Annotated in this window: 20 protein-coding genes and 1 tRNA gene; 11 read left to right on the top strand and 10 right to left on the bottom strand. The window is 63.2% G+C overall.

Annotated features, from left to right (window positions below; genetic code table 11):
* The first annotated feature begins 14 nt into the window (after positions 1 to 14).
* Complete coding sequence (locus ACTJKT_RS19985) at positions 15 to 1055, top strand: FUSC family protein (RefSeq protein WP_440788369.1); 1041 nt, start codon at positions 15 to 17, stop codon at positions 1053 to 1055.
* Between the two features lie 32 nt (positions 1056 to 1087).
* On the opposite strand, the gene ACTJKT_RS19980 is transcribed toward ACTJKT_RS19985, so the two are convergent.
* A complete protein-coding gene (locus tag ACTJKT_RS19980) occupies positions 1088 to 2293 on the bottom strand; it encodes a molybdopterin molybdotransferase MoeA (protein WP_440788270.1) in 1206 nt (401 codons plus the stop codon).
* Complete coding sequence (gene moaB / locus ACTJKT_RS19975) at positions 2290 to 2829, bottom strand: molybdenum cofactor biosynthesis protein B (RefSeq protein WP_009049721.1); 540 nt, start codon at positions 2827 to 2829, stop codon at positions 2290 to 2292. The genes ACTJKT_RS19980 and moaB overlap by 4 nt, the downstream gene beginning before the upstream one ends.
* 251 nt (positions 2830 to 3080) lie before the next feature.
* Here moaB and mobA point away from each other — a divergent pair, with 251 nt between their 5' ends.
* Together mobA and ACTJKT_RS19965 are read left to right on the top strand one after the other, a co-directional pair.
* The gene (gene mobA / locus ACTJKT_RS19970) at positions 3081 to 3671 is read left to right on the top strand and encodes a molybdenum cofactor guanylyltransferase MobA (protein WP_106697965.1); all 591 of its coding nucleotides are present in this window, start codon (positions 3081 to 3083) and stop codon (positions 3669 to 3671) included.
* Positions 3672 to 3830: 159 nt separating this feature from the next.
* On the top strand, positions 3831 to 4733 hold the full coding sequence (locus tag ACTJKT_RS19965; protein WP_440788269.1) for a LysR family transcriptional regulator: 903 nt from the start codon (positions 3831 to 3833) through the stop codon (positions 4731 to 4733).
* Between the two features lie 30 nt (positions 4734 to 4763).
* On the opposite strand, the gene moaE is transcribed toward ACTJKT_RS19965, so the two are convergent.
* The 5 genes from moaE to moaA all read right to left on the bottom strand — a co-directional run bounded on the left by moaE (position 4764) and on the right by moaA (position 7973).
* Positions 4764 to 5210 carry a molybdopterin synthase catalytic subunit MoaE gene (moaE, locus tag ACTJKT_RS19960; RefSeq protein ID WP_440788268.1) on the bottom strand — a complete coding sequence of 149 codons (447 nt, stop codon included), beginning with the start codon at positions 5208 to 5210 and terminating at the stop codon, positions 4764 to 4766.
* A 3-nt stretch (positions 5211 to 5213) separates the two neighbouring features.
* Positions 5214 to 5465, bottom strand: coding sequence for a MoaD/ThiS family protein (locus ACTJKT_RS19955; protein WP_440788267.1), 252 nt, complete (start codon positions 5463 to 5465; stop codon positions 5214 to 5216).
* Complete coding sequence (moaC, locus tag ACTJKT_RS19950) at positions 5462 to 5956, bottom strand: cyclic pyranopterin monophosphate synthase MoaC (RefSeq protein WP_440788266.1); 495 nt, start codon at positions 5954 to 5956, stop codon at positions 5462 to 5464. Before moaC ends, ACTJKT_RS19955 begins: the two co-directional genes overlap by 4 nt.
* Before the next feature lie 79 nt (positions 5957 to 6035).
* A complete protein-coding gene (locus ACTJKT_RS19945; protein ID WP_440788265.1) occupies positions 6036 to 6935 on the bottom strand; it encodes a bestrophin family protein in 900 nt (299 codons plus the stop codon).
* A 39-nt stretch (positions 6936 to 6974) separates the two neighbouring features.
* On the bottom strand, positions 6975 to 7973 hold the full coding sequence (gene moaA, locus ACTJKT_RS19940) for a GTP 3',8-cyclase MoaA (RefSeq protein ID WP_053279863.1): 999 nt from the start codon (positions 7971 to 7973) through the stop codon (positions 6975 to 6977).
* A 428-nt stretch (positions 7974 to 8401) separates the two neighbouring features.
* On the opposite strand from moaA, the gene ACTJKT_RS19935 reads away from it, so the two are divergent.
* The 5 genes from ACTJKT_RS19935 (at position 8402) to ACTJKT_RS19915 (ending at position 13587) form a co-directional block, all read left to right on the top strand.
* Positions 8402 to 10726, top strand: a complete 2325-nt coding sequence (locus tag ACTJKT_RS19935; protein WP_440788264.1) for an FdhF/YdeP family oxidoreductase — start codon at positions 8402 to 8404, stop codon at positions 10724 to 10726.
* A gap of 117 nt (positions 10727 to 10843) precedes the next feature.
* Positions 10844 to 12265, top strand: a complete 1422-nt coding sequence (locus ACTJKT_RS19930; RefSeq protein WP_440788263.1) for a cytochrome ubiquinol oxidase subunit I — start codon at positions 10844 to 10846, stop codon at positions 12263 to 12265.
* A 15-nt stretch (positions 12266 to 12280) separates the two neighbouring features.
* Positions 12281 to 13297, top strand: coding sequence for a cytochrome d ubiquinol oxidase subunit II (cydB, locus tag ACTJKT_RS19925; protein WP_440788262.1), 1017 nt, complete (start codon positions 12281 to 12283; stop codon positions 13295 to 13297).
* Positions 13284 to 13439 (top strand): hypothetical protein, encoded by a 156-nt coding sequence (locus ACTJKT_RS19920; RefSeq protein ID WP_440788261.1) that lies wholly within the window; start codon positions 13284 to 13286, stop codon positions 13437 to 13439. The genes cydB and ACTJKT_RS19920 overlap by 14 nt, the downstream gene beginning before the upstream one ends.
* Positions 13426 to 13587 carry a DUF2474 domain-containing protein gene (locus ACTJKT_RS19915; protein WP_080693440.1) on the top strand — a complete coding sequence of 54 codons (162 nt, stop codon included), beginning with the start codon at positions 13426 to 13428 and terminating at the stop codon, positions 13585 to 13587. The genes ACTJKT_RS19920 and ACTJKT_RS19915 overlap by 14 nt, the downstream gene beginning before the upstream one ends.
* A 109-nt stretch (positions 13588 to 13696) precedes the next feature.
* On the opposite strand, the gene ACTJKT_RS19910 is transcribed toward ACTJKT_RS19915, so the two are convergent.
* Together ACTJKT_RS19910 and ACTJKT_RS19905 are read right to left on the bottom strand one after the other, a co-directional pair.
* Positions 13697 to 14650, bottom strand: coding sequence for a Dyp-type peroxidase (locus tag ACTJKT_RS19910; protein ID WP_440788260.1), 954 nt, complete (start codon positions 14648 to 14650; stop codon positions 13697 to 13699).
* Between the two features lie 84 nt (positions 14651 to 14734).
* Positions 14735 to 15631: a DMT family transporter gene (locus tag ACTJKT_RS19905; RefSeq protein ID WP_440788259.1), complete on the bottom strand. Its 897-nt coding sequence runs from the start codon at positions 15629 to 15631 to the stop codon at positions 14735 to 14737.
* A gap of 132 nt (positions 15632 to 15763) precedes the next feature.
* Between ACTJKT_RS19905 and ACTJKT_RS19900 the strand changes: the two genes are divergently transcribed.
* Both ACTJKT_RS19900 and ACTJKT_RS19895 read left to right on the top strand, forming a co-directional pair.
* A complete protein-coding gene (locus ACTJKT_RS19900; RefSeq protein ID WP_023964513.1) occupies positions 15764 to 16201 on the top strand; it encodes an Lrp/AsnC family transcriptional regulator in 438 nt (145 codons plus the stop codon).
* Between the two features lie 83 nt (positions 16202 to 16284).
* Positions 16285 to 16614 carry a YceK/YidQ family lipoprotein gene (locus ACTJKT_RS19895; protein WP_106697970.1) on the top strand — a complete coding sequence of 110 codons (330 nt, stop codon included), beginning with the start codon at positions 16285 to 16287 and terminating at the stop codon, positions 16612 to 16614.
* 123 nt (positions 16615 to 16737) lie between these two features.
* Here ACTJKT_RS19895 and ACTJKT_RS19890 read toward each other — a convergent pair whose 3' ends face one another.
* Positions 16738 to 17409 (bottom strand): Bax inhibitor-1/YccA family protein, encoded by a 672-nt coding sequence (locus tag ACTJKT_RS19890; protein WP_007929309.1) that lies wholly within the window; start codon positions 17407 to 17409, stop codon positions 16738 to 16740.
* A 123-nt stretch (positions 17410 to 17532) separates the two neighbouring features.
* Here ACTJKT_RS19890 and ACTJKT_RS19885 point away from each other — a divergent pair.
* A tRNA-Ser gene (locus ACTJKT_RS19885) sits at positions 17533 to 17620 on the top strand.
* The last annotated feature ends 358 nt before the right edge of the window (positions 17621 to 17978 follow it).

Raw genomic sequence — 17978 nt, 5'->3', positions numbered from 1 at the left:
GCCTGCCACCGCTGTTGCGTCGGTTCCTGCTCCCGGTACTGGACCCGTATCGGCGCTACCGCTACGCCAAGCTGATCCATGCGGTGCGTGTGGCCCTGGGGTTGCTGGCCACCATCGCGCTGACCACCGGCCTCAATCTGCCCCACGGCGAATGGGCGTCGGTGACCATGCTGGTGGTGATCGGCGGCTTGCAGCACCACGGCAATATCGGCAAGAAGGCCGCGGAACGGGCCATCGGCACCCTGATCGGCGCGGGCGTCGGCCTGGTGCTGGTGGTGCAGCAGGCTTACCTGGGCATGTCCTGGCTGACCTACCTGGGCATGTCGGTGGTGTGCGGGTATTTCTCCTATCACGCTATCGGCAAGGGCGGTTACACCGCGCTGCTGGCGGCGATCACCGTGTTCATCGTCGCCGGCCATGGCGACAACCACGTCAGCGATGGCCTGTGGCGCACGGTGGACATCCTGATCGGCATCGCCCTGGCCCTGGCCTTCTCCTTCGCCATTCCGCTGTATGCGGTGTATTCCTGGCGCTACAACCTGGCCAGCGCCTTGCGCGACTGCGCCACCCTTTACGGACGCATCATCGGCGGCCAGTCGGTGACCGACGATGAACACCTGAAGTTGCTCGGGCGCCTCAACAGCACCTTGCTGCAACTGCGCTCGCTGATGCCCTCGGTGTCCAAGGAAGTGCGGATCTCCATGACCGAACTGGACGCCATCCAGCGCAACCTGCGCATGTGCTTCAGCACCCTGGAAATCCTCGGCAATACCCGGCCGAACCTCAGCGACCCACAGGCCCGCGAGCAACTGCAACAGCTGCTCAAGCACGAGCACCGGCAGGTGCGCATCCAGCTGGTGGGCATGGCCCGCGCCCTGCAATCCGGCGCCACCAAACGCCTGGGACGGCCCCTGGAGGATAAGGCGTCCTCCGCCCTCGCCCCCTCGGTCGACAGCACGCTGGACGGCTACCGCCTGCTGACCCGGCAACTGGTGGCCAACCTCAACGAGATGCGCCAGCGCCTGGCGAAAAGCGCGGAGCACTGGAAGATCTGAGGGCCCCGCGCCCGCCGCCCAAGTAGCGCCCGCTAGAACAATTCGCTGAACGGAATAAACCGCGCCGGCTCACCGGCCCGCAAGGTGCTGCCCTCGAGGATCTCCACCAGCCCATCGGCCCAGGAAGCGCCCAGCAACACCCCGGAACTCTGGTTCGGATACAGCACGGCGCGGCCCTCCTCCAGCCTGGCCCGCAGGTACTCGCGGCGGCTGCCCGCTTTCGGCCAGTCGAAGCCGACGCTGACCGGGAAGCTCAATGGCATGACCTCCTCGACGCCCTGGATGCGCAACAGGTAAGGCCGGGCCAGCAGGCCAAAGGTCACCAGGGCCGAGGTCGGGTTGCCGGGCAGGCCGATCACCGGCACCCTGCCGAAGCGCCCCACGGTCAGCGGCTTGCCGGGTTTTATCGCGAGCTTCCAGAACACCAGGGTGGCGCACTCGCGCAACACCTGGCCGAGGCAATCGGCGTCGCCGGCGGACACGCCGCCGGTGGTCAGAATCAGGTCCGCGGCGCATTGCAACTGCTCCAGGCGCAGCCGGGTCTGTTGCGGCTGGTCGGGGAGAATCCCGGCATCGATCACCTCGCAACCCAGGGCACTCAGCCAGTGGCTGAGCAGGGTGCGATTGCTGTTGTAGATGCAGCCGGGGCGCAAGGGCGTGCCCGGCTCGGCCAGTTCATCGCCCGTGGACAGCAATGCCACCCGTGGCCGCCGCACCAGCGGCAGATGGGTACAGCCCTGGGCCGCGGCGATGGCCAGTTCGAAAGGCCCCAGGCGTTTGCCGGCGCGCAGCAGCACTTGCCCGGCGCGGTTCTCCTGGCCTTGGGCGCGGATATTCTGGCCGGCCCTCAGCGGCTGCTTGAAGCGAACGCGACCGTCATCAAGCAGCTCGACGTTCTCCTGCATCTCGATGCTGTTGGCGCCCGGGGGCAGCGGCGCGCCGGTGAAGATTCGCGCGCAGCTGCCCGGCAGCAATGGCTCCGGGGGCTGGCCGGCGAAAATGCGTTGCGACACCGCCAGCGGCTGCCCGTCCCAGCCATCGAGGTTCAAGGCATAACCGTCCATGGCGCTGTTCGGCCAGGGCGGCAGGTCCAGGGTCGCCACCAGGTCGCTGGCCAGCACCCGTTGCCGCGCCTCGCCCAGCGCCACCGGCTCGCTGTCCTGCAGGCGTTGCGCCTCGGCCATGGCCAGCAAGCGGGCGATGGCCTCCTCCACCGGCATCAGCGGTGACGGGCTCATCCGCGGGTCCCGCAGGCTTGCACCTGCTTGAGGTGCGGCACGAAATTGCACGGCCGATGGCGGGCGTCCAACTGCTCGGCAAGGATACCTTCCCACGCCGTTCGGCAAGCGCCGGTGGAGCCCGGCAGGCAGCACACCAGGGTGCCGTTGGACAGCCCGGCCAGGGCCCGGCTCTGCACGGTGGAGGTGCCGATATCGAGGATGGAGATCGCCCGGAACAGTTCGCCGAAACCGTCGATCCGCTTGTCCAGCAGGCAGCCCACCGCCTCGGGCGTGCTGTCGCGTCCGGTGAAGCCGGTGCCGCCGGTAATCAGCACCACCTGGATATTCTCATCGGCGATCCACAGGGCGACCTGGGCGCGGATCTTGTACAGGTCATCCTTGAGCAGGTTGCGCTCGCTCAGGGTGTGGCCGGCTTCCAGCAGGCGGCTGACGAGCAATTGCCCGGAGGTATCGGTGGCGTATTCGCGGGTATCGCTGACGGTCAGCACGGCAATATTCAGGGGGACAAACAATGCATCCGATTTCACACTCATGTCTTTCTCCGGCGGGCAGTCATAAAAACCATGGCCAGAGGCTAAAGCGCTGAAACCGTCAGTGTCTAATCACTCTGGCCGACCACTTTATCGAGCCCATCTATCAAGGATTTTTTCCCTGGAAAACGCGGGTCGGCGCTGGTGGAATCCACGGCCGATAGAGCCTTTTGATTGCCCATTCGATACTTCCGATTGGACTCGCAGGGGCGACAATGAGATCGTCCCGATACCCAACCAGCGTGCCTTGAACCATGACCCCGACCTGCCCTGCCTCCCCTTCGTCCATCCCCTGCTCGGTACTGCTGCTGGCCGGAGGCCGTGGCGCGCGCATGGGCGGGCGGGACAAGGGCCTGCTGCCCTGGCAGGGCAAGCCGCTGATCGCCCATGTGCAGGCGGCGGTCCGGCCCTTCAGCGACGACCTGATCATCTCCTGCAACCGCAACGCCGAGCAGTACCGGGTCTATGCCGACCAACTGGTGGAGGATTCGCAGAAGGATTTCCCGGGCCCGCTGGCGGGCGTGCTCGCCGGCCTGGCGGTGGCGCGTCATCCCTGGCTGCTGGTGTTCGCCTGCGACGCGCCGAAAATCGATGGCGCCCTGATCGGCGCCATGCTGGCGGCGCGCCCCGCCCCGGACTCGGTGCTGATGGTGCAACAGGCCGGCCACTGGCAACCCATGTTCAGCCTGATCCCCAAGGCCTTGCTGGCGAGCCTGCAACAAGACTGGGACGCCGGCGAACGCAGCCTGCAGCGGGCCTTGTCGAAGCACCGGCCGCAGGCCCTGGTCTGCGCCGAGGACGACCCGCGCCTGAGCAACTTCAATACCCCTGAACTACTTTTTTAACGGCGTGTTTTAACAGCGCTTTTTTAACAGCTCCGCGTGCCACCGAACGGGCGCACAGTCTTTTCCTCCAAAGGTCGGATCAGGATGTTCAGGCACTTCGTGCATCCTGGACAGCGACCTTCCCCCTGACATCCAACCCCTTCTTCAACAGGTGCCACCGTGGACATCAAACAACTCAAGTTCCTTATCGCCCTGGACCAGACCCGACACTTCGGCCAGGCCGCTGCGCGTTGCCACATTACCCAGCCCACCCTGTCCATGCGCTTGCGCAATCTGGAGGACGAGCTGGACCTGGTGCTGGTCAAGCGCGGCCAGCGTTTCGAAGGTTTCACCGAGGCCGGCGAACGGGTGCTGGCCTGGGCGCGGACCCTGCTCGCCGCCCATGACGGGCTGTTCGCCGAGGCCGCCGCGTGCCGTGGCCAACTGGTCGGCAGCCTGCGCCTGGGCCTGGTGCCGTTGAGCAGCTTCAACCCGATCGGCTACGTCCAGGGGCTGTCCCGGAGCTTCCCGGAACTCAAGTTCGCCCTGTCGTCCATGAGTTCGGACCAGATCATCGAAGGCCTGGGCAACAACCAGCTGGACCTGGGCGTGTGTTATCTGGACCACGTGAACCCGAACTACTTCGAGTTTTTCGAGATCGGCGAAACCCGTGTCGGCCTGCTGTACGACACCCGCCACTTCCATTTCGAAGGCAGCGAAATGAGCTGGGAAGAAGCCGCCGAGCTGCCCCTGGGGATGATCAGCAATGGCATGCACTACCGCAAATCCATCGACCTGAGTTTCCGCAGCCGCGGCCTCGACCCGCAGCCGATCCTCGAAAGCGATTCCACCTATCAGCTGTTCCAGGCCATCCACGAAGGCTTCTGCTGCTCGATCATGCCGCTGTCCAGCACCCTGGAAAATCCGATCGAGAACCTGGCGTTCATCAACCTGCCGGATGCCAGCGTGCTGGCGCCCCTGGGCCTGGTGATGCGCAAGACCGAACCGCGCTCGGCCATCGCCGAAAAGTGTTTTGCCGAAGCCAAGAAACTGTTTGCCGGACAAGAACCAACGGCCGACTAAAGGTGCTGCGCCGCATGGCGCCTCCCTGCCCTACCAGCGACTGGCGGCCAGTTGGTCGCTCTCCCGGCCATCCACCCAGCGCTCGCCAGATGGCGTCTGCTCTCTCTTCCAGAACGGCGCGCGGGTCTTCAGGTAGTCCATCAGGAAGGCACAGGCCTCGAAGGCCGCCTGCCGATGGGCGCTGGCGACGCCGACAAACACGATGGGTTCGGCCACCTGCAACAGCCCTACCCGATGCACGACCGTTACCCGTTGCAGCGGCCAGCGCTGATTGGCCTGGTCGAGGATGCGCTGCAACGAGCGTTCGGTCATGCCCGGGTAATGTTCGAGGAACAGGCTGCCGACCTGTTCCCCCAGGTTCAGGTCACGCACATAACCGACGAAGGTCACCACCGCGCCAATGCAGGGGTCCTCGCCGTGCACCTCGCGGTGCAGTCGATCGAGGTCGAGGGCCTTGGCCTGGACGTGCAGGGTCATGGCTCAGCCCCCGGTGACTTGCGGAAAAAACGCGATCTCGTCGAAGTCCTCGATGGGCGCGTCGAGGTTGCACAGGTCCTGGTTCAGCGCGCACATCAGGCTGTTTTCGCCGAGCACCGCCTGCCAGGTCTCGCCCCTGGCCATCAGCAATGCCCTCACATCGCCGACGCTGCGCAACGAATCATCCAGCGCGATCTTCTCGCCGCCGATACCGAGCTGCTCGCGATAACGGGCAAAGTAGTTGATCAGAATCATGCCGTGACTCCCGCTTCGAAGGTGCCGGATCGTCCGCCCTGTTTCTTCAGCAACTGGATGCTGTCGATAACCATGCCGCGGTCGACCGCCTTGCACATGTCGTAGATAGTCAGCGCGGCCACGCTGGCCGCGGTGAGGGCTTCCAGCTCGACACCGGTGCGGCCGTTCAGCCGGCAAGTGGCGACTATCCTGACGCTGTCGGGCTCGACGGCTTTCAGGTCGAGGTGAATCGAGCTGAGCATCAAGGGGTGGCACAGCGGAATGAGCTCATGGGTTTTCTTCGCCGCCATGATGCCCGCGATGCGCGCGACCGCGAACACGTCGCCCTTGGGGTGGCCGTTCTGCTGGATCATCTGCAAGGTGGCGGGCCGCATGCGCACCCAGGCCTGGGCCTGGGCTTCGCGGTCGGTGGGCTGCTTGTCGCTGACATCGACCATATTGGCCCGGCCTTCGACGTCCAGGTGAGTCAGGGTGGTGGAATCGTGGTTCATGGTTATCCTCGCAGCCGGCTGGCTGGGTTGAGTGCTTGATGTCGCCCGGGAAAGCCTGGGGCGAATGCGTGGACGCCGATCAGCTCAGCACGAAGTCCACCGGCTGCAGCACCGGCGGCAGCTGCGTCGCCCCCAGGGCATCCAGCACCTCGCGCTCGATGGTGCGCACCAGGGCATTGGTCGGCAGGTCGTTCTCGTCCCGGCCGAAGGGGTCTTCCAGCTCGTCGCCAATGGCATCCAGACCGAAGAACGTATAACTGACGATGGCCGTGAAGATCGGCGTCAGCCAGCCCAGGGGCTCAGCCATGGCAAAGGGCAGCAGGATGCAGAAGATGTAGCTGGTGCGGTGCAGCAACAGCGTGTAGGGAAAGGGCAATGGCGTGCCCTTGATCCGCTCGCAGATGGTCTGGGCGTTGGTCAGGCTGCTCAGGTGATTGGCCAGCAGCGTGTAGCGCCATTCGTTGATCGCCCCCGACTCGGCAAGCACCGAACACTGCTGGCCGACATGGCGTAGGATGCTGTCCGGCACGTTGGGCGCCTGGGCCGACGGCGACTGGCTCAGCCAGGTGCCCGCCGCGCTCAGTTCGTCTTCCTGGCGCAGCCTGGCGTTGAGCGCATGAGCGAAGCCGCAGAGGTCGCGCAGGATCTTGCCGCGCTGCCGCGGATCCTTGATCGCCTGGGTTTCGCGGATCATCGAGCGCACCTCCGTCACCAGCGTGCCCAGGGCTTTGCGCGCTTCATACCAGCGGTCGTAGCAGGCGTTGTTGCGAAAGCTCATGAAGATCGACAGCGACAGGCCCAACAGGGTGAAGGGCGTGGCGTTGACCCTGGAAAAATAGGCCGGGTACAGGGTCTCGATAAACACGATCACCGAGGCCAGGAGGGTCACCAGCAGGCTGCGCAGGGCGATGCGCTTGGCGATCGAGCCCTTGAGCGAAATCAGCACATTGATCAGGTTGGGTTTGGATCTGACGATCATCGCAAGACAGCCTTTTTGCAGAGAAAGAAACCGCGCGGATCAGCCGCCGGTCATGTTCATGAACCGCACCACTTGCACCTCGTCATTGAGTTCGAAGTTGTGGCGGTACGGCTTGATTTTCATCGCCTCGACAATGGCCCGCTCCAGGCGCTCCGGCTCGCCCGGATGGCTGCGCAGCACCTGCTTCAGGTCGACCGAATGCTCGTTGCCCAGGCACAGCAGCAGCCGGCCCTCGACGGTCAGCCGCACCCGGTTGCAGGTGGCGCAGAAGTTGTGGCTGTGGGGCGAGATGAACCCCAGGCGAATCTCCGGCGCCTCGGCCAGGCGCCAGTAACGCGACGGCCCCTGGGTCGATTCGGTGGAGTCGATCAGGGTGTAGCGCTCGGCGATGCGCTCGCGCACCTGGGCGCTGGAAAAGAACGCATCGGCGCGGCTGTGCTCGCTGATCACCCCCAGGGGCATCTCTTCGATAAAGGAGATGTCCAGCCCACGGTCGATGGCAAAACCCACCAGGTCGTTGATCTCGTGATCGTTGCGCCCTTTCATCACCACGCAGTTGAGCTTGGTGTGCTGGAAACCGGCGGCATTCGCCGCATCGATGCCAGCGATGACCTGGGCCAGGTCGCCGGTGCGGGTCAGCTCGCGAAAACGCCTGGCATCGAGGCTGTCGATGCTGATGTTCAGGCGCTTGAGCCCGGCCTCGAACAAGGGCGCCGCCAGCTTGCCCAACTGCGAGCCATTGGTGGTCATGCACAGCTCGCGCAGCCCCGGCAGCGCGGCGATGCGCCGGCACAGCTCGACGACTCCCGGGCGGATCAGCGGTTCGCCCCCGGTCAGGCGGATTTTCCGGGTGCCCAGGGCGACGAAACTGTGCGCCAGCTGATAGAGCTCCTCCAGGGTCAGGATGCGTTGCCGCGGCAGGAACTGCATGTCTTCGGCCATGCAATACACACAGCGAAAGTCGCAGCGGTCGGTCACCGACATCCGCAGATAGTCGACTCGCCTGGAAAAACCATCCCGCAGGATTCGATCTGACATTACCGCCTCCATCAACACTTCAGGCGTATCGACCCGAGGGCTGTTATTGGAAGGCCACCCTTATATATGGGGCCTTGTTGCGGCAAGACTAAGTTCAATTAAAAGCGCCGTCTAATCGCTATTAACAACCGGTTGATCAATAGGATCTATCAAGCGGAAAAGCGCCTGAAAGCACGTCATCTTAAACAAATAATCCATTGATTTATTTTGGTTTTTTCCTTGATAGAGGATCTCGATCATATGGTCATTAATAGCGATTAGACAGGCACTTCACGGCCAACATAGGCTTGCTCCCGTAGTACTTGAGCGGCACCCGTGAAGTGAATAAATGCGCATGAGTTGTAACTGGCTTCAAATAAAAACGCATTTAACCGCACAACAAAACAGTCATTAGGCACAGCCTACGTGCGATGTCCTGGAGAAGAACCATGAGCGAAGTTGAACGCTACAAACCCTACAAGGGAGCAGCCGCCGGTTGGGGCGCGCTGATTGCCGTGACCAGGAACTGGTTGGGCAGCGAAAACGCTTTCAAGAACATTCGCACCATGCTCAAGACCAACCAGAACGGCGGTTTCGACTGCCCGGGTTGCGCCTGGGGCGAATCGCCGGAAAACGGCATGGTCAAGTTCTGCGAGAACGGCGCCAAGGCAGTCAACTGGGAAGCCACCGGGCGCCTGGTCAATCCGGCCTTTTTCAATAAATACACGGTGTCGGCGCTGGCGGCGCAAAGCGACTACTGGCTCGAATACCAGGGCCGCCTGACCCACCCCATGCGTTACGACGCCAGCCTGGATCGCTACGTCGAAACCAGCTGGGACGATGCCTTCGCCCTGATCGCCAAGCACCTGAACGGGCTGGAGTCGCCCGACCAGGCCGAGTTCTACACCTCGGGCCGTGCCAGCAACGAGGCCGCCTACCTCTACCAGCTGTTCGTGCGCGCCTACGGCACCAACAACTTCCCCGACTGCTCGAACATGTGCCACGAGGCCAGCGGCCTGGGCATGGACGACAGCGTCGGCGTGGGCAAAGGCACGGTGACCTTCGATGACCTGGAGGAAGCCGACGCCATTTTTGTCATCGGCCAGAACCCTGGCACCAACCACCCACGGATGCTCGAACCGCTGCGCGAAGCGGTAAAGCGTGGCGCCCAGGTGATCTGTTTCAACCCGCTGAAAGAGCGCGGCCTGGAACGCTTCCAGCACCCGCAGCATCCGCTGGAAATGCTCACCAACGGCTCCGAGCCCACCTCCTCCGCCTACTTCCGCCCGGCCCTGGGCGGCGACATGGCGGCCATGCGCGGCATCGCCAAGTTCCTCTGGCAGTGGGAACGCGAAGCCCTGGCCAACAACGGCGAGGCGGTGTTCGACCGCGCCTTCATCGCCGAGCACACCTCGGGCCTGGACGCCTACCTGGCCGAGGTCGACGCCACCAGCTGGGAGCACATCCTCGAACAGTCCGGCCTGTCCCTGGAGGACATCGAACTGGCCGCCCGCATGTACCGCAAGGCCAAGCGGGTGATCATGTGCTGGGCCATGGGTGTGACCCAGCACACCCACTCGGTGCTGACCGTGCAGGAAGTGGTCAACGTGCAATTGCTGCGCGGCAATATCGGCCGTCCGGGCGCCGGGCTGTCGCCGGTGCGCGGCCACAGTAACGTGCAGGGCGACCGCACCATGGGCATCAACGAACTGGCCCCCGCCGAGTTGCTCGATGCCCTGGAGGCGCGTTTTGCCTTCAAGGCGCCGCGCAAGCACGGGCACAACACGGTGATGGCGATCGCCGCCATGGAAGCAGGTCGCGCCAAGGTGTTCATCGGCCTGGGGGGCAACTTCGCCCAGGCCACCCCCGACAGCCCGCGCACCCACGCGGCCCTGCGCAACTGCGAGCTGACCGTACACATCGCCACCAAGCTCAACCGCAGCCACCTGGTCACCGGTCGCGAGGCGCTGATCCTGCCGTGCCTGGGGCGCACCGATATCGACCTGCAAGCCCAGGGCCCGCAAGGCGTCACCGTGGAAGACACCTTCAGCATGGTGCACATTTCCCACGGCCAGCTGAAACCCAAGTCGCCGCTGATGCGTTCGGAACCGGCGATCATCGCCGGGATCGCCAACGCCACCCTGGGCAGCCACCCCATCGACTGGCTCTGGGTGATCGAGGACTACAGCCGGATCCGCAACCTGATCGCCGACACCATCCCCGGCTTCAAGGACTTCAATAAAAAGCTGCTGCACCCCGGTGGTTTCCACCTGGGCAACGACGCCGCCCAGCGCATCTGGAAAACCGCCACCGGCAAGGCCCAGTTCACCCCCGGCGTATTGCCGGAACACCTGGTGAGCAAGGGCGTGCGCGACCTGGAGGTGAAGCCGCAGCTGATCCTGCAGACCATGCGTTCCCACGACCAGTACAACACCACCCTGTATGGCCTGGACGATCGTTATCGCGGGGTCTACGGCATGCGCGACGTGGTGTTCGTCAACGAGCAGGACATTCGCCAGCTGGGCTACGAGCCGGGGCAGAAGGTCGACCTGATCTCGCTGTGGGGCGACGGTCGCGAGCGCCGGGTGAGCGGCTTCACCCTGATCGCCTACGACATTCCAGCCGGCCAGGCCGCCGCCTACTACCCGGAAACCAATCCTCTGGTGCCGCTGGAAAGCTACGGCGACCGCACCTTCACCCCGACCTCGAAGTTCATCGCGATCCGCCTTGAACCGGCGCCGGCCAGCAACCTGATCCAGTCCTCCGTCGATTGAACCTGCCCGGGGNCCCCGGCCCTTTCGAAACCTGCACTGCCGTTGACCGCGAGCCGCAAGGCTCACCGCGGTCGGCCGGGCTGTGCACAGCTATCGAGCCACTCTGAGGGTATCGTCATGTCAAACCTGGAAGCGCTCGACCTGGCGCGAATCCAATTCGCGTTCACGGTCTCGTTCCACATCATCTTTCCCGCCATCACCATCGGGCTGGCCAGCTTCCTGGCCGTGCTCGAAGGCCTCTGGCTGAAAAGCAATAATTCGGTCTACAAGGACCTGTACCACTTCTGGTCGAAAATCTTTGCCGTCAACTTCGGCATGGGGGTGGTCTCCGGGCTGGTCATGGCCTATGAGTTCGGCACCAACTGGAGCCGTTTCTCGGACTTTGCCGGGAGCATTACCGGGCCCCTGCTGACCTATGAGGTGCTGACCGCATTTTTCCTCGAGGCCGGTTTCCTCGGGGTGATGCTGTTCGGCTGGAACCGGGTCGGCCGTGGGCTGCACTTCTTCTCCACGGTCATGGTGGCCATCGGCACGCTGATCTCGACCTTCTGGATCCTCGCCTCCAACAGCTGGATGCAAACGCCGCAGGGCTTCTCCATCGTCGATGGGCGGATCGTGCCGATGGACTGGCTGGCCATAGTGTTCAACCCGTCGTTCCCCTTCCGCCTGGCGCACATGGCGATCGCCGCGTTCGTCGCCACCGCGTTTTTTGTCGGCTCATCGGCGGCCTGGCACCTGCTGCGCAAGAACGACACGCCGCAAGTGCGCAAGATGCTGTCGATGGCGATGTGGATGGCCTTGATCGTCGCGCCGATCCAGGCGGTGGTCGGGGATGCCCACGGCCTGAACACCCTGGAACATCAGCCGGCGAAAATCGCCGCCATCGAAGGCCACTGGGAAAACATCGGCAACCAACCGACGCCGCTGGTGCTGTTCGGCATCCCCGACATGGACGCCGAGAAGACCGGTTATGCGATCGAAGTGCCTTACCTCGGCAGCCTGATCCTGACCCACAGCCTGGACAAGCAGATCCCGGCGCTCAAGAGCTTCCCGAAAGAGGACCGGCCGAACGCGACCATCATCTTCTTCAGCTTCCGGATCATGGCCGGGCTGGGCATGTTGATGATCCTCACCGGGCTGCTCGGCCTGGTTCTGCGCCGCAACGACGCGCTGTACCGCAACCGGCTGTTCCTGCGCCTGGTGCTGTGCATGGGCCCGACCGGGCTGATCGCCATGCTGGCCGGCTGGATCACCACCGAGGTCGGCCGCCAGCCGTGGGTGGTGTACGGGCTGCAACGCACCGCCGACGCGGCGTCGAACCACTCGGTCAGCCAACTGAGCATCTCCCTGGCGCTGTTCGTGTTGATCTACTTCTCGGTATTCACCGTAGGCATCGCCTACATGATGAAGCTGGTCCGCAAGGGCCCGCAGCCCCATCACGATCATCCGCCACAAGGCGGCCCCGGCCAGGACCGCACGCCGCGCCGGCCGCTGTCCGCCGTTCCCGAGACCTTCGCGTCCGGCAACCCTGCCAACTGAACAAGGAGCTTGCCCATGGGCATTCAAGGTATAGATCTGTCGTTGATCTGGGGCGTGATCATCGCCTTCGGGGTGATGATGTACGTCATCATGGATGGCTTCGACCTGGGACTGGGTATCCTCTTCCCGCTGATCCCGGACGCGCAGGAGCGCGATGTGATGATGAACACCGTGGCGCCGGTCTGGGACGGTAACGAAACCTGGCTGATCCTCGGCGGCGCGGCGCTGTACGGGGCCTTCCCGCTGGCCTATTCGGTGACTCTGGAAGCCTTGTACCTGCCGCTGATCTTCATGCTGGCCGGCTTGATCTTCCGCGGCGTGGCCTTTGAGTTCCGCTTCAAGGCCAGCCCGGAAAAACGCCATATCTGGGACATGGCGTTCATCGGCGGCTCGCTGCTGGCGACCTTCTGCCAGGGCATAGTGATTGGCAGTTACATCGCCGGGATCCCGGTGGTCGATCGCCAGTTCGCCGGCGGCAATCTCGACTGGCTGGCGCCGTTCCCGCTGTTCTGCGGCCTGGGCCTGATCGTCGCCTACGCGCTACTGGGCAGCACCTGGCTGCTGGTCAAGACCGAAGGCATGCTGGAGTCGCGGATGCGCCACTACAGCCGGCCACTGGCGTTCGTGCTGATGGCGGTGGTCGCGGTGCTCTGCGTGTGGACGCCTGTGCTGCATCCGGAGATCGCCAGCCGCTGGTTCACCCACGCGCATATCCTGGTCTTCGGCGCTCTTGTAGTTCTCGCGCTGCTGGCGCTATTCGGGCTGCTGCGCACCTTGCGCCAGCATCACTCGCACTGGCCGTTCGTATTCACCCTGGCGCTGGTGTTCCTTGGCTACATCGGCCTGGCCTTCAGCATCTGGCCGAACATCGTGCCGCCTTCCATCAGCCTGTGGCAGGCCGCATCGCCCCCGTCCAGCCAGCTGTTCATCCTGATCGGCACCCTGTTCATCCTGCCGATCATCCTGATGTACACCTGCTGGAGCTACTACGTGTTCCGCGGCAAAGTGAGGATCGGCGATGGTTACCATTGACAGCGAAACCCTTCGCACCCCTGCCAGGTCGAGGCCGTTCTACCAGCAGGTGGCGCAGCTGAGCCTGCTGTTCCTTGGCGGGCTGGTCATGCTGGCCGCCGCCACCGCACTGATGATGGAGATGGCTTATGGAAGGCTCTGAGGTATCGAGCACTGAAGGTCCGGCTGCCCCCTGGTATCGGCGGCTGGCGTGGCTGGTGGGCATCTGGCTTGGCAGTGTGCTGGCCTTGGGTGCAGTGGCCAGCCTGCTGCGGCTGATGATGCAGATGGCCGGGATGAGCAGTCACTGATTGCTGGCCGCACCGGTGAAGGTCCGGCGCCTTTCCCGGTTTGTGGTTTCAATCTGCCAGATGCAACGAGCCCGCGAGGCCCTCACCTCGTGGGCTCGTTGCATCCGGGTCAGGGCTGGCGTTCGGCCAAGGCTTCCAGCAGATCGGCCGAAGGCACGAAGAACAGGCCACCGGTCACCGCCGTGCTGAAATCCAGCAAGCGGTCATAGTTGCCCGCCGGCCGACCGACAAACATGTTTTCCAGCATCTGCTCGATGGGTTCCGGCGAGCGCGCGTAGCCGATGAAATAGGTGCCGAACTCCCCCGCCCCCGGCCGGCCGAACGGCATGTTGTCGCGCAGGATCTTCACCTCTTCGCCATCCTTGGTGATGGTGGTCAAGGCACTGTGGGAAGAGGTCGGCTTGACTGCATCCTCGAGCTCGATATCAGCCAGTTTGGTACGCCCGATCACCCGCTCCTGCGCCTCGACCGACAGCTCGTTCCAGGCGTTCATGTTGTGCAGGTACTTCTGCACCAGCACATAACTGCCGCCGCTGAAGGCCGGATCTTCATCACCGATCAGGGTGAACTCGATTGCCTTGCGCCCGACCGGATTTTCCGTGCCATCGACAAAACCTATGATGCTGCGCATGTCGAAATAGCGGAAACCCTGCACCTCATCGACCACCACGACCGCATCGCCCAGCGCCGCGATCAGTTGCGTCGCCAGCTCGAAGCACAGGTCCATCTGGTCCGCGCGAATGTGCAGCAGGATATCGCCGGGAGTCGCCATGGCCCGACGCTCTTGCGGACCGAACTCACGGAAGGCATGCAGGGAAGCCGGGCGCGGGCCGCCGAAAAGCCGGTCCCAGGCCGCTGAACCAAAGCCGCAGACGCACGACAGGTTCCCCGCGGGCACCCGCTTGCCGACCGAACGGGTGAGGCCCGCCACGTCTTCGCACCAGCCCCGCACCTTGGCGGCCGCCTCATTGCCGGGGGCCAGGGTGGCGACGATAAAAATCGCGCTGCGGGTAATAGGGTTGCAGACGGATTGCGGTTCAGGACTGGCGTCGGATATCGGCATGTTCTGTACTCGGCGAAACGGGATGGAAGAACCGCAGAGTAGCAAACAATCGCTCAGTCACAGCGTCTGCTTGGTCCCATGCGCTTATTGCGCCGCCACCCGACGGCGCAACCCCAGGCCCCAGCCCTGCTGCATGCCGGCCGCCGCCAGCAGGATGGCGATCACGCCGATCCATTGCAGCAATTCCAGGCGATGGCCGAAGGCGAACCAGTCGACGAAGATCGCCGCGATCGGGTAGATGAATGACAGCGCACCGGTCAGCGCGGTCGGCAGTTTCTGGATAGCACCGTACAACAGCACGTACATCACCCCGGTGTGCACGATGCCCAGGGTCAGCAGGCTGGCCCAGGCACCCGGCGCCGCGGGCAGCGCGGAAAGATTGGCCCAGGGCGCCAGCAGCAACACCCCGGTGCAGACCTGGATCAGCGCGATCAGGTGCGGCGGCGTGCCAGTCAGGCGCTTGATCAGCAGCGCGGCGAAGGCATACAGCAGGGCCGCCCCCAGCGCCAGGGCGATCCCCAGCAGATAGTCGTTGCCCCCCGCCCCCTGCTCGCCATGGGCACTGACGATCGCCAGCATCCCGGCAAAGGAAATGCTCAGCCAGAACAGTTTCTGCGCGGTGATTTTCTCGCCGAGGAACAGCGCCGCCAGCCCCACCAGCATGAACGGCTGGACGTTGTAGACCGCGGTGCCGATGGCGATCGAGGCCCGGGAATAGGAGGCGAACAGCAGCACCCAGTTGCCGACGATGGCGACACCACTGAGCACAGCAAGGAGAAAGGTGGTGCGCGTCAGGATGCCGGGGCGCAGAAAACCGAAGCCGGCACAGATCAGCAGCAGGGTCGCGGCGCCGAACACGCAGCGCCAGAACACCACGTCCAGCACCGGCTGCCCGGACACCAGCACGAACCAGCCGATGGTCCCGGAAATCAGCATGGCGGCGGTCATTTCCAGTGAGCCGCGGCGTAACAATTTGTCCATGATCATTCTCCTCAACAAGTGCCAAAAGTATGACAATCGGCTCCTGCCCCGCTCAAGACTCAACGGCAGGCTAAAATCGGCTTACACCTTTTTTATCAAGGTATTTCTTAGGTTTTACCTAATGAGGCTGACATGATCGACGAAATTGACCAGGCGCTGATCAGTGCCCTGATGGAAGACTCGCGCCGTTCGCTCAAGGCCCTGGCGCAGATCAGCGGGCTGTCCTCGCCCAGCGTCGCCGAACGCCTGCGACGCCTGGAAGAACGCGGCGTACTCAAGGCCTATACCGTCGAAGTCGACCCGAGGTTCTTCGGCTATCAATTGCAGGCCATCGTGCGCATCCGGCCGCTGCCGGGGAAACTCCAGGAAGTCGAACGACAGATCCTGGCCATCCCCGAGTTCACCGAGTGCGACAAGGTCACAGGCGAAGACTGCTTTATCGCCCGCCTGCATGTGCGCGACATGGAGCAACTGGACAGTCTGCTCGACCACCTCAACAGCTGCGCGGAAACCAACACCGCGATCGTCAAGAAAAGCCCGGTGAAACGGCGATTGCCGCCGATGGCGTAATGCCTGAGCTCACAAACCGCGCTTGCCCCTGGCGTCCAAAAAACTGGCTAGACTCAAGGCCTCATCGACGAAGGATTCGCACCGTGAAAACCCCTTTTCTGTTACTGGCGGCATTGATGCTCTCAGGTTGTGGAACCATCGATACCGTCTTCAGGGAGGATGCGGTGGCCAGCCAGAAACTCAAGGAACGAAAATCCTACTGCGGTGGAGTCCCGCGTATCTACAGTGGCGTGACTTATGACTTCTGCAGCATGCACGCCCCGGTGCCAGAGAACGGAAGAATTCCCACCGGCCCGGCCTCGACCCAGGCCATCCTGCTCGACATGGCCGTTTCAGGCGTGCTCGACACCTTGCTGTTGCCCTACACCATCTATCAGCAACAAACCGACGGCAGCCTGATCATTGCCGAATAACGCCTCTGGATAGCAGCAAAGTCTGCGGGCCCTGCCACGTCCCGGCTTGACCCTGGCCGGACGACCGGATCGCAGACAACAAAAAGCCCGCCGAAGCGGGCTTTTTTGTTTCAAGGCTGGCGATCAGTCGTCGCGGCCCATGATGCCGAACAGCTGCAACAGGCTGACGAACAGGTTGTAGATCGATACATACAGGCTGATGGTCGCCATGATGTAGTTACGCTCGCCGCCATGGATGATGGCGCTGGTCTGGTACAGGATGCACACCGAGGAGAACAGCACGAAGCCGGCGCTGATCGCCAGTTGCAGGCCGCTGATCTGGAAGAACAGGCTGGCCAGGGTTGCACCCAGCAGGACAAAGAAACCGGCGGTGATGAAACCACCGAGGAAGCTCATGTCCTTGCGGGAGATCAGCACGTAGGCCGACAGGCCGCCGAAGACCAGGGCGGTCATCGCAAAGGCCGAGCTGACCACTTCCGCACCGCCCTGCATGCCCAGGTAACGGTTGAGGATCGGGCCGAGCAGGAAGCCCATGAAACCGGTCAGGGCAAACGCCGACACCAGGCCCCAGGCCGAATCACGGAGTTTGTTGGTGAGGAAGAACAGACCGTAGAAACCGATCAGCACCACGAAGATGTTCGGATAGCCGACCCGCATCTGCTGGGCCACGTAAGCCATCACGCCACTGAAGGCGAGAGTGAGAGCGAGTAGGCCGTAGGTGTTGCGCAGGACGCGGCTAACTTCTAGCTGCTCGGCCTGCACGCTGTTATTAACTGCGTAATCCTGTTCGCGCATGGCGACACTCCTGTTGGTTTGAAACGTTCAGTGGCAAAGATCATAACAGACGCTCTGCAACAAGCCATGCGCAGAGTTTGACAGTGTGTTTCATTCAGGTATTATGGCGCCCGCAACAAAAACGGAGGTGTGGCCGAGTGGTTTAAGGCAACGGTCTTGAAAACCGTCGACTGTAACAGGTCCATGAGTTCGAATCCCATCGCCTCCGCCATATTCGTCACGCTAAAGCCCCGATTATTCGGGGCTTTTTCGTTTCTGGCGGACAAGCTTGCGGCCGCCTCGACAAGCCGTCGCTTCCGCCTGTTTTCGGACGCGCCCTGAAAGTAGGCGCTCGCGATTGAATTCTGTACGCCCCGGCAAATCCCCGACCCAATCGGCGTCATGCCAATGACGCATGCTTCGCCCCCATCCTCCGGCGTTCTGCCGACCGAGCACATTCCCCCTTCCCCCTACATCTCGTCGCCTCAAATCGCATGCCGGGCAAACCTCGATTACTGCATATTCAAACAGCATTAGTATATGAGGCAGTACCAATACATCGATGACTACTGCGATGCCCCCGAGTTTTT

Source organism: Pseudomonas sp. 22526 (genome assembly GCF_052044735.1).
Taxonomy (GTDB): Bacteria; Pseudomonadota; Gammaproteobacteria; order Pseudomonadales; family Pseudomonadaceae; genus Aquipseudomonas; species Aquipseudomonas piscium.
Note: the sequence above shows the minus strand (reverse complement) of the source record. Positions and strands in the feature narration are given on the sequence as shown.

Excerpts from the sequence above, each read along its gene's own strand:
- ACTJKT_RS19980 (WP_440788270.1), bottom strand. The coding sequence starts at position 2,293 with ATGAGCCCGTCACCGCTGATGCCGGTGGAGGAGGCCATCGCCCGCTTG.
- moaB (WP_009049721.1), bottom strand. The coding sequence starts at position 2,829 with ATGAGTGTGAAATCGGATGCATTGTTTGTCCCCCTGAATATTGCCGTG.
- mobA (WP_106697965.1), top strand. The coding sequence starts at position 3,081 with ATGACCCCGACCTGCCCTGCCTCCCCTTCGTCCATCCCCTGCTCGGTA.
- moaE (WP_440788268.1), bottom strand. The coding sequence starts at position 5,210 with ATGACCCTGCACGTCCAGGCCAAGGCCCTCGACCTCGATCGACTGCAC.
- ACTJKT_RS19955 (WP_440788267.1), bottom strand. The coding sequence starts at position 5,465 with ATGATTCTGATCAACTACTTTGCCCGTTATCGCGAGCAGCTCGGTATC.
- moaC (WP_440788266.1), bottom strand. The coding sequence starts at position 5,956 with ATGAACCACGATTCCACCACCCTGACTCACCTGGACGTCGAAGGCCGG.
- ACTJKT_RS19945 (WP_440788265.1), bottom strand. The coding sequence starts at position 6,935 with ATGATCGTCAGATCCAAACCCAACCTGATCAATGTGCTGATTTCGCTC.
- moaA (WP_053279863.1), bottom strand. The coding sequence starts at position 7,973 with ATGTCAGATCGAATCCTGCGGGATGGTTTTTCCAGGCGAGTCGACTAT.
- ACTJKT_RS19935 (WP_440788264.1), top strand. The coding sequence starts at position 8,402 with ATGAGCGAAGTTGAACGCTACAAACCCTACAAGGGAGCAGCCGCCGGT.
- ACTJKT_RS19930 (WP_440788263.1), top strand. The coding sequence starts at position 10,844 with ATGTCAAACCTGGAAGCGCTCGACCTGGCGCGAATCCAATTCGCGTTC.
- cydB (WP_440788262.1), top strand. The coding sequence starts at position 12,281 with ATGGGCATTCAAGGTATAGATCTGTCGTTGATCTGGGGCGTGATCATC.
- ACTJKT_RS19920 (WP_440788261.1), top strand. The coding sequence starts at position 13,284 with ATGGTTACCATTGACAGCGAAACCCTTCGCACCCCTGCCAGGTCGAGG.
- ACTJKT_RS19915 (WP_080693440.1), top strand. The coding sequence starts at position 13,426 with ATGGAAGGCTCTGAGGTATCGAGCACTGAAGGTCCGGCTGCCCCCTGG.
- ACTJKT_RS19910 (WP_440788260.1), bottom strand. The coding sequence starts at position 14,650 with ATGCCGATATCCGACGCCAGTCCTGAACCGCAATCCGTCTGCAACCCT.
- ACTJKT_RS19905 (WP_440788259.1), bottom strand. The coding sequence starts at position 15,631 with ATGGACAAATTGTTACGCCGCGGCTCACTGGAAATGACCGCCGCCATG.
- ACTJKT_RS19900 (WP_023964513.1), top strand. The coding sequence starts at position 15,764 with ATGATCGACGAAATTGACCAGGCGCTGATCAGTGCCCTGATGGAAGAC.
- ACTJKT_RS19890 (WP_007929309.1), bottom strand. The coding sequence starts at position 17,409 with ATGCGCGAACAGGATTACGCAGTTAATAACAGCGTGCAGGCCGAGCAG.